Source organism: Sphingobium terrigena (assembly GCF_003591655.1).
In the GTDB taxonomy this organism is placed as follows: Bacteria; Pseudomonadota; Alphaproteobacteria; order Sphingomonadales; family Sphingomonadaceae; genus Sphingobium; species Sphingobium terrigena.
Genome location: NZ_QVRA01000010.1, coordinates 36,624 through 49,300, shown reverse-complemented (window position 1 = coordinate 49,300; position 12,677 = coordinate 36,624). Strand labels below are relative to the sequence as shown.

The following is a 12,677-nucleotide window of genomic DNA, read 5'->3' as shown; positions in this document are numbered from 1 at the left end:
CGTTCACCCGCCCCGCAGCTTCCGGATATTATCGGCATAGGCCGATGGTCCACCGCGGAAAGTTGCGGTGCCTGCAACGAGCACGTCGGCCCCGGCGGCAATCGCCTTGGGCGCGGTGGTGAAATCAATGCCGCCATCGACCTGCAGCCGGATGTCGCGGCCGCTCTTGTCGATCATCTTGCGGATGGCTTCAATCTTCCGCAGCTGATTCCCGATGAAGCTCTGCCCACCGAAACCGGGGTTGACGCTCATGACCAGGATGAGGTCCACGTCGTCGATCAGATAATCGAGCATCTTGGCCGGGGTGCCGGGATTCAGCACCACGCCGGCCTGCACGCCCAGCGACTTGATATATTGGATCGAGCGGTGGATGTGCGGTCCTGCTTCGGGATGGACGGTCAATATGTCCGCGCCCGCCTGCGCAAAGGCGTCGAGATATTGATCGACCGGCGAGATCATCAGATGGACGTCGAACGTCTTTTTCGTGTGCGGGCGCAACGCCTTGACCACCGCCGGGCCGATGGTGATGTTCGGCACGAAATGGCCGTCCATCACGTCGATATGGATCCAGTCGCAGCCCGCTTCGTCAATGGCGCGCACCTCCTCACCCAGACGGGCGAAGTCGGCGGAGAGGATGGAGGGCGAGATGAGGATCGAGGGTGTCATTAACCGTTCGCCTTAGCTATGCCTCCGTCCAAGGGCAACGGGTGATTTGGGGGTGGGGTAGGGAACGCACCCAGACCGCTATAACATCACGAAAATCGTTGGATCGAGCCGGTGGGAAGGGGCCGCGCCATGGGGGAGCATCTGCTTGACGCCGTGCAGGCCGATCACCTCTTGCGCATCGTTCAGCACGGGCGCGGTGATCAGCCGCATGGCGCACTGGCCCATGCCGTCTGCCTGATGAATATCGACGTCCAGGGTGAAGCCACGCTTGTGGCGGATGGCATAGCTACGCAGGCGCTCCATCGCTTCGCGCGAGTCCGGGGCATAAAGCGATACGGACAAAGCGCGCGGCACCGATATATGCCGCTCCAGCCCGAAAATATCATAGACGCCCGCGGTCCAGGTCAGGCTTTCATCGGTCAGGTCGCAATGCCACAGGCCCAGCCCCCGCTCCGCCAGCGCCGCATCGTTGCGCGCCAGCGACGGGTCCAGCATCACCGGGGCGAGATGTTCGCGCAGGTCGTAGAGCGGCCAGCTATGGTGCAGGGGCAAAGGTTCGATCGGACGCACGGCGCACTTTCCTGACGAGGAATGGTCATCCTAAGTGCTTCATGGTTAAGGCTTAGTTTGCTGCCTTGGCAAGACGCGCGATGAAAAATCCGTCCGCGCCGCCCTGGTCCGCCAATGTGTCGGGCAGGGTGCGCAGCCAGCCCCGCGGCGTGGGGGCCATGCCGTCGGGTAATTCATCGACCTGCGCCGGGACAAGCGCGAAGTCCGTGCGCTGGCTAAGGAAGCGGGCGATCTGGTCCTCGCCCTCGGCCTGTTCCAGCGAACAGGTGGCGTAGAGCAGCACGCCGCCCGGTTTCAGCCAGTCGGCAGCACGGGCGAGCAATTCGCCTTGCAGCTCCGCCAGCTCGGCAATCTGGCGCGGGCCGATGCGGTGCAGCACGTCGGGATGGCGGCGATAAATGCCGGTCGCGGTGCAGGGCGCGTCGAGCAGGATCGCATCGACGGGCTCGTCCGGTTGCCACTGGCGCAGGTCCGCCTGCACGACGTCCGCGGGCAGGCCGGTGCGGGTCAGATTTTCGGTCAGCCGCTCCAGCCTCTTTTTCGACTGGTCGATCGCGGTGACGCGCCATCCGGCGGCGGCCAGTTGCATCGTCTTGCCACCAGGCGCGGCGCACAGGTCGAGCACATGGCGGCCCTCCCCTGCCCCCAGCAGGCGCGCGGGGCAGGATGCGGCGACATCCTGCACCCACCACGCGCCATCGGCAAAGCCCGGCAGATCTGGGATATTCGCGCCATCGGGCAGGCGGACATGGCCCGGTGCCAGGCTGACGCCGCCCAACTGTGTCGCCCAGTCAGCGGTGGCGGCAGGATCGCGCAGGCTGACGTCCACGGGCGGGCGGATGGCATAGGCGCGCGCGGCGGCCTCTACCATCGTTGCCCCCCATTGGGCGGTCCAGCGGTCGGCGACGGCGGCGGGCAAAGTCGGCGGCACGGGCAGCACCGGCGCGCTGCGCGTCACCGTGCCGAACACGCCATGGACCAGCTTGCGCGGCCCGCCATCGACCAGCGGCAGCGCAGTGGCGATGGCGGCGTGGGGCGCGGTGCCCAGCACCAGCACCTGCACCAGCGCGATGCGCAGCACCATGCGCGCCTTGGCATCGTCGGGCAGCGGCAGCCGGGTCGCGCCGTCAATCAGCGCATCGAGATCGGGCAAATGGCGCAGCACTTCGGCGGCGATGGCATGGACCAGCGCCCGATCGGCGCGATCGGCCAGACCCTGACAGGCACCATGCAGCGCGATTTCAAGCGGATCGCCACGCCGCAGCACGGCGTCGAGCAATTTGAGGGCGGAACGACGCGCAGGCAGGCCGGGGACGTCAGCGGGGCGGGGAGATTGAGCCATGCGCCCGCGCCTAGGCCATTTTGCAGGGATAAGAAAGCGTGCCGCCCCTACATACCCTTGCGCTTGGGGCTGTTGCCGCCCAAATGGCGGCTTGAGGACAGGGGCGTCGCTGCGGCGCTCCGCAATCGAAAGGCGGCTTTATGGGACATTATAATGGCAAGCGCCCCGCGCATGTGCAGCCGCCCGCTCATCTTTCCAAAAGCCCGCCCGTGCCGCAACCGGACCCGATCGACAGCCCGCCGCAGTCTTTGGAAGAGCTCAGCCCGGTTCGCTACGGCGATTGGGAGCGCAAGGGTTTAGCGATTGATTTCTGAGAGGTAACGCTTTCGGCTCGCCGCCTATATTGCACGTTTTCCGATATGCCGTGCCACCGCCGCGAGCGATGGTGCGCGCCGCTCTGGCCTATCCGTCCCCGCCTGCGCAGGACAGGGGGCAATAAGGAGAATGGGGCGTGGGCGTACATCTGGTTGCGGATATGAGTATAAAAACGGTGTCGGATTATGCGCCGGAGGATGCGGCGTTGCTGTGCGCGGTCGGGCGGCTGGTGTGTGCCTGGACAATGCTGGAACAGAGCCTGGAAACCAAGATCGGGCTGATGCGCGAGAAGATGGGCGATATTCGCACCGTTGGCGCGCGCACCCGGCCGTCCATGGCCAAGCTGATGACCGAATTGCGCACGATGGTGGCGATGCGCGACCGACGCAACGCCAGCGCGCTGACCGAAATCGCGGCGATCGAACGCGACATCCAGCGGATCGACCGCTTTCGCGCGCTGATCATCCAGGGCTTTCATCAGCCCCAGCCGGGCGGATTTATTTGCCGCGATCAACGCAATATCCATCAATTTGTCACATTTGAGCAACTGAACAGCGAAATAGGCGATCTGGAAACGGTCGCAAACCGTCTGCTTGCGGTATAGTCATCTGCCGGAACATCCCATCGTTCGACGCGCTTGACCTTTTTCATTGCGCCGCCAAACCGTTCGGGATTGCGGCAACAGGGGTAAAGGGACGCCGATTTGACCAAGCCGATTCGCAAAGCTATTTTTCCCGTCGCGGGCCTGGGCACTCGTTTTCTGCCCGCGACCAAGGCGGTGCCCAAGGAATTGCTGCCCATCGTCGACCGCCCGCTGATCCAATATGCGGTGGATGAAGCGCGCGAGGCGGGCATCGAGCAGATGATCTTCGTCACCGGGCGCGGCAAGGGCGCGATCGAGGATTATTTCGACATCGCCTTTGAATGCGAGACGTTGCAGCGCTACCGCGGCAAGGATCTGTCGGCGCTGGAAGGCACAAGGCTGGCACCGGGCGATGCGGTATTCCTGCGCCAACAGGAATCGCTGGGCCTGGGCCATGCGATCTGGTGCGCGCGCGACATTATCGGCGACGAACCGTTTGCGATCCTGCTGCCCGACGAGTTTTTGAAGGGCGCGCCGGGCCATGGCTGCATGAAGCAGATGGTCGACGCCTATGAGAAGGTCGGCGGGAATCTGGTGTGCGCGCTGGAAATCCCGATGGAGCAGACGCCAAGCTATGGCGTGATCGATCCGGGCGTCCGCAATGGCGTGTTGACGGAGGTGAAGGGGCTGGTCGAAAAGCCCGCCGCCGGGACCGCGCCGTCCAACCTGATCCTGCCGGGGCGCTATATCCTCCAGCCTGAGGTCATGAAGATATTGGAGCGCCAAGAAAAAGGTGCAGGCGGCGAAATCCAGCTGACGGATGCTATGGCCGCATTGATCGGGAAGCAGCCTTTCCACGGCGTCACCTTCGATGGCCGCCGGTTCGATTGCGGGTCAAAGGCCGGCTATGTCGAAGCCAATCTGGCGCTGGCGCTGGAGCGGGACGACCTGCGCGACCATATCCGGGCGTTTGTGATGGAAGAACTGGCGCGCGGCTGATAAAAAAAGGGGCGGTTTCCACCGCCCCTTTTTTAGAACGCATCATGCCGATCAGAACGGCACTTCGTCATCCAGATCATTATCGAAATTGGGGCTGCCTGCGCTGCCGCGGCCGCCGCTCGATGCGCCGCCGCCCGATGAACGGCCGCCGCCAAAGCCGCCGCCGCTATTGCCGCCGCCAAAATCATCATAGCCGCCCGACGATGCGCCCCAGTCGCTGACGCCCTGCTGCGAGCGACCGCCGCCCTGACCACCGCCACCGGGCGCGCCGTCCAGCATGGTCAGGACCGCGCCTGGACCCTGCACCATGACTTCGGTCGAATAGCGGTCATTGCCGCTCTGGTCCTGCCATTTGCGGGTGCGCAGCTGACCTTCGATATAGATTTTGGAGCCTTTGCGCAGGAAACGCTCGGCAACACCGACCAGCCCTTCGCCGCCGATGACAACCGTGTGCCATTCGGTGCGCTCCTTCTTTTCGCCCGTATTGCGATCCTTCCAGCTTTCGGACGTGGCGATGCGCAAATTGCAGATTTTGCCGCCGTTCTGGAAGCTCTTGACCTCCGGGTCGGCCCCCAGATTGCCGACCAGAATGACCTTGTTGACCGAGCCTGCCATGATTCCTCCGAGAGATTAGCGGGCCTTTATAGCGACGCGCGGCGGCAAATCCAGCGGCGACATGGGGAACGGCTCAATGCGTCATGGCTCCCAGTAGCAGACCGCCCGATAACAGCGCCAGCCATGACCCGGCGATATGGCGCAGCCAGCGTGCATCACCACCACTTTCGCCCCGCCCCGCCCGCGCGCCCAACCCTGCCCATAGGCTCGCGGCCAGAATCACCGATGCGCCGAACAGCATCAGATGCGGGCCAAACTGCGGGTCACGCGGCGATGGCAACAGGACCAGCCCGACCACAAGCCCCTTGGGATTGAGCAGGGTCGTGATGAACAGTCGGGCGATGCCGACCGGCTGCGCCGCGACCCGGCCGGATGGCATCCGCCACAGGATGATGGCGAGATAGAATATCCACAAGGCCGCGCCGAATTTCAGGATGCGCGCCAGGTCGGGCCACTGGGCCATGGCATCGGCACCGATCAACGCGGCCGGCAGCCCCATCAGCAGATAGGCTGCCAGTTCCGCCGGGACCAGCCGCAGTGTGGACCGCCACCCGCCTTGCGCCCCGGCCAGCGCCATCAGCGTATTGGTCGGGCCGGGCGTCAGCAGCAAGGCCCAGATCGCAATGAGAAAGGGCGCGGTGGCCATATCCGGTTTCCAAGGAAGGACTATCCGGCCGGCTTAGTCGGTCATGGCAGCGCCTACCTTGATCCGCCGCAAATTCAGCTAAGACCCAATGCCGTCGCGGTCCAGAAAGTTATGCCCGCCGCGACATAGGCCAGCACGAACAGATAGCCGAGCATGAACAAGGGCCATTTCCAGCCATTGGTTTCGCGCCGCGTCACCGCGATGGTCGAGATGCACTGGGGCGCGAAGATGAACCAGGCGAGGAAGGCCAGCGCGGTGGGCAGCGGCCACTGGTCTTTCAACCGGTCGCCAAGGCTGCGTTCCAGCAGCGCCTCGTCATCGCCAGCGTCGATCGAATAGACGGTGGCCAGCGCCGACACGGCGACTTCGCGCGCCGCCATCGCCGGGATCAACGCCAGCGAAATATCGCGGTTGAAGCCGATCGGCTCCAATATGACGTTGAGACCACCCGCTATCCGCCCCGCAATCGAATAATCGACCTGGCTGATGGCGCTGCCTTCCGGTGGCTTGGGATAGGACAGCAGCACCCACAGGATCACGGTGGAGGTGAAGATGATCGTACCGGCGCGCTTGAGGAAAATGATCGCGCGCTGCCACAGGCCAAGCAATATGTCCTGCGGCCGGGGCCATTGATATTTGGGCATTTCCATCAGGAAACCGCCACTTGCGCCCTTGGTCACGGTCATGCGCAGGATCAGCGCCACCAGCATCGCGCCGATGATACCCGCGACATAGAGGCAGAAGAGGACGAAGCCCTGCAACCCCACGCCCGGCAGCACATCGCGCGCCGGGATGAAGGCGCCAATGATGACGGCATAGACCGGCAGCCGCGCCGAACAGGTCATCAGCGGCGCGATGAGGATGGTGGTCAGCCGGTCCTTAGGATCGGCGATCGTGCGCGTCGCCATGATGCCGGGAATGGCGCAGGCGAAGGAGGAGAGCAAAGGAATGAAGGCGCGGCCCGACAGGCCGACCTTCGCCATGATGCCATCCATCAGGAAGGCGGCGCGGACCATATAGCCGGTCGCCTCCAGCATCAGGATGAAGAAGAAGAGGATGAGGATTTGCGGCAGGAACACCACCACTGACCCCACGCCATTGATGACGCCATCGACCAGGAAGGATCGCAGCATCCCGTCGGGCAGCGCATCGCGAGTAGCGGTAGCGGCGGCTTCGGCCAGCCCCTCGATCATGGCGATCGGCGCTTCGGACCAGGCATAGACCGCCTGAAACATGACGAACAGCAAGCCAAGCAGCAGCAGCAACCCGAACACGGGATGCAACGCCACCCGATCGACGGCGGCGGTCAGGCGGCGCGAAGGGGTTTCGCGCACGATCGCGGCGCGGGCAATACGCCGCGCTTCCCCGCGCACCACATCGAAATCGCGTTCCGGCGGCAGGGCTTTGGCCTCCGGCGCGGCGCTGCCCAACAGGCCGCCCAATTCTTCGCGCAGATGGTCAAGCCCGCGCTTGCGCACCGCCACCGTTGCGATCACCGGCACGCCCAGTTCGCGCGCCAGCACGGCGGCGTCAAGTTCCAGCCCGTCGCGGGTAGCAAGGTCGACCATGTTGAGCGCCACGATCGTCGGCAGGCCGAGCGCGATCAGTTCCAGCGCGAATCGCAGATGATTGTCGAGATTGGAGGCATCGACGACGATCACCAACGCATCGGGCCGTCTTTCGCCCGCCTGCCTGCCCATCACGACGTCGCGCGTCACCAGTTCATCGGGGCTGGCGGCGTTGAGGCTGTAGGTGCCGGGCAGATCGACCAGTTCGACCGGGCGACCGTCGGCCAGCGCCAGCCGCCCCGCCTTGCGCTCCACCGTGACGCCAGGATAATTGCCCAGCTTCTGCCGTGCGCCGGTCAGCGCGTTGAACAGCGCGCTCTTGCCAGCATTGGGATTGCCGACCAGCGCGACAAGCGGCAGCACGCTCATGGCGCGGCGTCCGGTCCGGTGCGGACGGTCACGGCGGCGGCGTGATTGCGGCGCATGGCGATGGTCATGCGGCCCACCTTGCAGGCGATCGGCCCCTTGCCCCACAGGCCACCATGGTGCAGCGCCTCGACACTCGCCCCTTCGCACAGGCCAAATTCGCGCAGCCGCTGCCCTTCCGACGGGGACAGGACGGACCAGTCGATCAGGTCAACAAAGGCAGGCTGGCGCAGGGGCAATTCGGTCAGGCGCACGGGGACAGATACTCACAGGGCAATCGCTGCGAGTGACTATCAATACCGATTAGGAAAGACCAGAAGGAAATAGCGTCCGGCACGGCAGATCATATCGCCGGGTAGCGCAGCCGCCCGATGAAACGCGCCAGGCTGAGCCGTTCGCCGCCGCCGACGCCCTTGACCTGCGCCTTGAGCTTCTCGAACCGCATGACGCCTTCGATCCGCCGGGCGAGAAAGGCGCGGCTGTCCGCATGGACCTCACTCTCGTCGTCCACGAACACCAGCAGGGTCGCGGCATAGACACCGGCCAGCGTCATCCGCTTGGTATAATGGGCAAGGTCGGTGGCATTGTCGCCTGCCGCACGCCACATGACATCGGCCGCGCGCCAGCCCAACCGGGTCGCGCGAGCCGCATTGGTCGGCATGGCGAGGATGGCGATGGCGCGGCGCAGCGCTTCGCGGTCGGGCGCTAGCAGGTCGAGCCGCGCCTCCACCAGCGCGATGATCCTGCGCCGGATCGACAGCGTATCGAGCGTTTCGGTCGGCAGAACGTCCCGCATCCGCGCATCGATGCTGGCAAACCAGGCGTCGATCATGTCGACCGGCCCATCGGCAAAGGCGAGCGCGGCTATGTCGGGATCGACACCCTTTTCCGCCGCCGCCATCGCGACGGCTTCCTTGCGCCAGCCATCAAAGGCGGCATGGCGCGCCATCACGGGTGCCAGCAGGGCGCGGATTTCGTCGAGGGTCATGTCGGCAATGTCGCTCATGGCACCAATCTAGGCACGCGAGGGCAGCCGCACAAGCACCAGCGCGGCGGCAACCGCCATCGTCCCTATCATGTCGGTGACGCTCAACCATTCGCCAAACAGCATCCAGCCCAGCACGGCCGAGACAGCGGGTTGCAGGAGCAGGCTCAACCCCAGCACCAGCGGGGTGAACCAACCGATCGCATAGGTGAGCAGCCCCTGCCCGATCAACTGGCTGGTCAGCGCCAGCAGCACCAGCGGGGTCCAGTCGCCCGGCATGATCCGCTCACCCAGCCACAGCGCGCAGAGCAGCAGCGGCGGCGCGCTGACGACGCTGGAGATCGCCAGCACCGACCAGCTGTCGAGCCGGCCGCGCACTCCCTGCACGATCAAGAGATAGCCGGTGTAGAGGGCACCCGCGAGCAGGCAGAGCAGGTCGCCGTGAAGGTAGCGGGGCGATAGGTTATAGCTGCCCCCCATCATCACCGCCGCGCCCGCCGCCGCCAGAGTGAGCGCGATCGCCTGCATCCGCTTGGGACGCTGGCGCAGCACGACCAGCCCCCAGATCGGCAGCATCAGCCCGCTCATATTGCCGAATATGGTGGCGTTGGTGACTTTAGTGTAGAGGATACCGATATGCCAGGCGGCCAGATCCCCCGCGAAAAACAGCCCGGACCAGACCAGCGCGCCCCATTCGCGGATCGTCGGCGCGGTGCGGCGCAGCCCCGGCAGCGCCAGCAGGATGAGGAAAGGCAGGGCCAGCGTCAGTCGCCAGAAGGCCGCTGCGACCGGCCCGACATCGGCCAGCCGCACCAGCACCGGGCCAACCGGCAGGATGAGATTTGCCAATATGAGGGCAGGAAATGCCAATTTGGGCATATCCGCACGGGCAATCGGGGTTGAACTCGCCATGGCGGCTCCCTAGCTGGCTTTTTTCGCCAAGTCCCGTTGCATTTCGCAATGTTTATCAAGGTAGATCCCATGTCCAAGCTGTTCGACCCTCTCCAGATCGGCACCATCACCGCCTCCAACCGTGTCATCATGGCACCGCTGACACGTGGCCGTGCCACACGCGATCATGTGCCGACCCCGATCATGGCGGATTATTATCGCCAACGCGCGGGCGCGGGCCTGATCATCACCGAAGCCACAGGCATTTCGCGCCAGGGGCTGGGCTGGCCCTATGCGCCTGGCATCTGGTCGGACGAGCAGGTCGCTGCCTGGACGCCGGTGACGCAGGCCGTGCATGAGGCAGGCGGGCGGATCATCGTCCAGCTGTGGCATATGGGGCGACAGGTCCATTCGAGCGTGACCGGCGAGCAGCCGGTATCGTCCAGCGCAACAGCAACCGCAGGCGACGCGCACACTTATGAGGGCAAGAAACCGTTTGAAACGGCGCGTCCGTTGGCGACGGACGAAATTCCCGGCCTGATCGAGACCTATGTCACCGCCGCGCGCAATGCGATCCGCGCCGGGTTTGACGGGGTGCAAATCCACGCTGCCAATGGCTATCTGATCGACCAGTTCCTGCGCGACAATGCCAATTTCCGCACCGACCAATATGGCGGCAGCATCGAAAACCGTGTGCGGTTGTTGGCTGAAGTCACACAGGCGGTGGCCGATGCGATCGGCGCGGACAAGGTGTCGGTGCGCCTGTCGCCCAATGGCGATGCGCAGGGCGTGAATGACAGCAACCCTGGGCCGCTGTTTGCCCATGCGGCGGAAGTGCTGAACGCGATCGGCATCGCCTCGCTCGAACTGCGCAACCCGGGACCGGACGGCTCGTTCGGCAAAACCGACGTGCCGCGCCAATCGCCACTGATCCGCCAGCATTTCAAGGGTCCGCTGATCCTGAACAGCGACTATGACAAGGACCGGGCGCAGGCCGACCTGGACAGTGGGCTGGCCGATGCGATCAGTTTTGGCCGCCCCTTCATGGCCAATCCCGACCTGGTGCAACGACTGAGCAGCGATGCGCCGCTCAACCCGATCAAGGGCATGGAGACCTGGTATAGTCCGGGTGAGTTGGGTTATACTGACTATCCGGCGCTGGCCGAACAAAGCGCCACGGCGTAACCACATTACCCGTCATCCCCGCGAAAGCGGGGATCCAATGAGCCGCCGCCAATCCAGCTGCGTAACGAAACATGGGTTCCCGCCTGCGCGGGAATGACGGGTGCTTTACGAATTTTCCGGCGCTCTACTTACAATCCTCCCCTTGCAGGGGGGAATTCTCTTTTTTACGCCCCGAACCGTTCACGCAGGGCCAGCATGGCGATGGCCGCTTTGGCCGCTTCGCCGCCCTTGTCTTTTTCGGTGCGCTTCGCGCGGGTCAGCGCCTGCGCTTCATTTTCGACCGTCAAAATGCCGTTACCGATCGCGATCGCATCCATGCTGAGCGCCATCAGGCCGCGCGCGCTTTCGTTCGACACGACTTCGAAATGATAGGTTTCGCCGCGGATCACCACGCCGATGGCGATGAAACCGTCATAGCGGCCGCTTTCCGCCGCCAGCGCGATCGCGCCAGGGATTTCCAGTGCGCCCGGCACGGTCACCACCTCATATTTATGCCCGGCGTCATCGAGCGCGGCTTTCGCGCCCTCGATCAGCAGGTCGTTGAGATGGTCGTAGAAACGCGCTTCGACGATCAGGAACTTGGCCATGATAAATCCTTTACAGCTCGATCGGACGCTGCCCAACCACGGCCAGGTCATAACCGTCAAGCGCGATCAGGCTGTGATGGCTGTTGGTCAGCAGCACCATGTCATGCACGCCGAGTTCCGACAATATCTGTGCGCCCGCGCCATAATTGCGCAGTTCGTCCATGTCGCCCTGCTCAATCCCGGCATGATGTTGCAGCATCCGGGTCAGCATATCGGGTTCGTCGCCGCGCAGGACGACAAGGATGCCCGCGCCCTCCTCACCGATCATTTCCATGCATCGCGCGAGCATACCGGCGCGCGGCCCCTGTTTGCCGAACGTGTCGCTCAGCGGCGCGAACTGATGCATCCGCACCAGTGTCGGCTTGTCGGGATCGACATTACCCTTTTGCATAACCAACTGCTCGGTCTGGGTCGCCTTGTTGTAAAAGCTTATCGCCTTCCAGTCCCCACCCCACTGGCTCTGAAACACGGTTTCGGCGCGGCGTTGGACGATATGGTCGTGGCGGCGGCGATAGGCGATCAGGTCGCGGATCGTGCCGATCTTCATCTTGTGCTTGGCAGCAAAGGGGATGAGGTCATCGAGCCGCGCCATCGTGCCATCATCTTTCATGACTTCACAGATGACGCCCGACGGGTTGAGCCCCGCCAGTCGCGCGACGTCCACTGCCGCTTCGGTATGGCCGGTGCGCACCAGCACGCCGCCATCCTTGGCCACCAGCGGAAAGACATGGCCGGGCGTCACGATATCCGCCTTGCCCTTAGACCCGTCGATCGCGACGGAGATGGTGCGGGCGCGGTCAGCCGCGCTGATCCCGGTGGTCACGCCCTCGCGCGCCTCGATCGACACGGTGAAGGCGGTTTCATGCCGGGTGCCATTGTTGCGGCTCATGAGGCTGAGGCCCAGTTCATCGACCCGGTCCTTGGTCAGCGCCAGGCAGATCAGGCCGCGGCCATGGGTGGCCATGAAATTGATCGCATCGGGGGTCGCCATCTGCGCCGGGATCACCAAATCGCCCTCATTCTCGCGATCTTCATCATCGACCAGGATGAACATGCGGCCGTTGCGGGCTTCGTTGATGATTTCTTCGGGAGAGGCGAGCGCCGTGCCGCCCTCGCGCTTGAGCAGATAGGCTTCCAGCTTGCCCAGCGTGTCGGCGGTCGGGTTCCAGTCGCCCTCTCCCAGCTTGCGCAGCGAATTGGCGTGCAGACCCGCCGCACGGGCAAGGCCGGATCGCGACATGCCGCCATCGGTGACGAGGCTGCGGACGGTATCAACAAGGGCAGAGGACATGACGAACGACTCCTTCCCGATCGCCGGGATGGGTCATGTATCACACTACAATGTGATTATTTCAAGAG

General features: G+C 64.2%; 15 protein-coding genes. 4 read left to right on the top strand and 11 right to left on the bottom strand.

The window, feature by feature from the left end; genetic code table 11:
• Positions 1-3: 3 nt before the first annotated feature.
• The 3 genes from rpe to D0Z70_RS12555 all read right to left on the bottom strand — a co-directional run bounded on the left by rpe (position 4) and on the right by D0Z70_RS12555 (position 2,578).
• Positions 4-666: a ribulose-phosphate 3-epimerase gene (gene rpe / locus D0Z70_RS12565; protein ID WP_119746916.1), complete on the bottom strand. Its 663-nt coding sequence runs from the start codon at positions 664-666 to the stop codon at positions 4-6.
• Positions 667-744: 78 nt separating this feature from the next.
• Positions 745-1,236, bottom strand: a complete 492-nt coding sequence (locus tag D0Z70_RS12560; protein ID WP_119746914.1) for a diguanylate cyclase — start codon at positions 1,234-1,236, stop codon at positions 745-747.
• Positions 1,237-1,288: 52 nt separating this feature from the next.
• Positions 1,289-2,578 (bottom strand): RsmB/NOP family class I SAM-dependent RNA methyltransferase, encoded by a 1,290-nt coding sequence (locus tag D0Z70_RS12555; protein WP_119746912.1) that lies wholly within the window; start codon positions 2,576-2,578, stop codon positions 1,289-1,291.
• 140 nt (positions 2,579-2,718) lie between these two features.
• Between D0Z70_RS12555 and D0Z70_RS12550 the strand changes: the two genes are divergently transcribed.
• The 3 genes from D0Z70_RS12550 to D0Z70_RS12540 all read left to right on the top strand — a co-directional run bounded on the left by D0Z70_RS12550 (position 2,719) and on the right by D0Z70_RS12540 (position 4,475).
• Entirely contained in the window at positions 2,719-2,892 is a 174-nt protein-coding gene (locus tag D0Z70_RS12550; RefSeq protein ID WP_119746910.1) for a DUF1674 domain-containing protein, read from the top strand.
• 161 nt (positions 2,893-3,053) lie between these two features.
• On the top strand, positions 3,054-3,497 hold the full coding sequence (locus D0Z70_RS12545) for a hypothetical protein (protein WP_182913953.1): 444 nt from the start codon (positions 3,054-3,056) through the stop codon (positions 3,495-3,497).
• 99 nt (positions 3,498-3,596) lie between these two features.
• Positions 3,597-4,475, top strand: a complete 879-nt coding sequence (locus D0Z70_RS12540) for a UTP--glucose-1-phosphate uridylyltransferase (RefSeq protein ID WP_119746908.1) — start codon at positions 3,597-3,599, stop codon at positions 4,473-4,475.
• 51 nt (positions 4,476-4,526) lie between these two features.
• Here D0Z70_RS12540 and ssb read toward each other — a convergent pair whose 3' ends face one another.
• The 6 genes from ssb to D0Z70_RS12510 all read right to left on the bottom strand — a co-directional run bounded on the left by ssb (position 4,527) and on the right by D0Z70_RS12510 (position 9,504).
• Positions 4,527-5,090, bottom strand: coding sequence for a single-stranded DNA-binding protein (gene ssb / locus D0Z70_RS12535; protein ID WP_119746906.1), 564 nt, complete (start codon positions 5,088-5,090; stop codon positions 4,527-4,529).
• A gap of 73 nt (positions 5,091-5,163) precedes the next feature.
• Positions 5,164-5,736: a LysE family translocator gene (locus D0Z70_RS12530; RefSeq protein WP_119746904.1), complete on the bottom strand. Its 573-nt coding sequence runs from the start codon at positions 5,734-5,736 to the stop codon at positions 5,164-5,166.
• A gap of 74 nt (positions 5,737-5,810) precedes the next feature.
• A complete protein-coding gene (feoB, locus tag D0Z70_RS12525) occupies positions 5,811-7,673 on the bottom strand; it encodes a ferrous iron transporter B (protein ID WP_119746902.1) in 1,863 nt (620 codons plus the stop codon).
• Positions 7,670-7,924, bottom strand: coding sequence for a FeoA family protein (locus tag D0Z70_RS12520; RefSeq protein WP_119746900.1), 255 nt, complete (start codon positions 7,922-7,924; stop codon positions 7,670-7,672). The genes feoB and D0Z70_RS12520 overlap by 4 nt, the downstream gene beginning before the upstream one ends.
• 89 nt (positions 7,925-8,013) lie before the next feature.
• Positions 8,014-8,676, bottom strand: a complete 663-nt coding sequence (locus D0Z70_RS12515; RefSeq protein WP_119746898.1) for a COQ9 family protein — start codon at positions 8,674-8,676, stop codon at positions 8,014-8,016.
• A 9-nt stretch (positions 8,677-8,685) separates the two neighbouring features.
• Positions 8,686-9,504 (bottom strand): DMT family transporter, encoded by an 819-nt coding sequence (locus D0Z70_RS12510; RefSeq protein WP_420820380.1) that lies wholly within the window; start codon positions 9,502-9,504, stop codon positions 8,686-8,688.
• 132 nt (positions 9,505-9,636) lie between these two features.
• Between D0Z70_RS12510 and D0Z70_RS12505 the strand changes: the two genes are divergently transcribed.
• Positions 9,637-10,731 carry an alkene reductase gene (locus D0Z70_RS12505; RefSeq protein WP_119747117.1) on the top strand — a complete coding sequence of 365 codons (1,095 nt, stop codon included), beginning with the start codon at positions 9,637-9,639 and terminating at the stop codon, positions 10,729-10,731.
• 164 nt (positions 10,732-10,895) lie between these two features.
• Here D0Z70_RS12505 and ribH read toward each other — a convergent pair whose 3' ends face one another.
• Positions 10,896-11,318, bottom strand: coding sequence for a 6,7-dimethyl-8-ribityllumazine synthase (gene ribH, locus D0Z70_RS12500; RefSeq protein WP_017184317.1), 423 nt, complete (start codon positions 11,316-11,318; stop codon positions 10,896-10,898).
• A 10-nt stretch (positions 11,319-11,328) separates the two neighbouring features.
• On the bottom strand, positions 11,329-12,609 hold the full coding sequence (ribB, locus tag D0Z70_RS12495) for a 3,4-dihydroxy-2-butanone-4-phosphate synthase (protein ID WP_119746894.1): 1,281 nt from the start codon (positions 12,607-12,609) through the stop codon (positions 11,329-11,331).
• Positions 12,610-12,677: the final 68 nt, after the last annotated feature.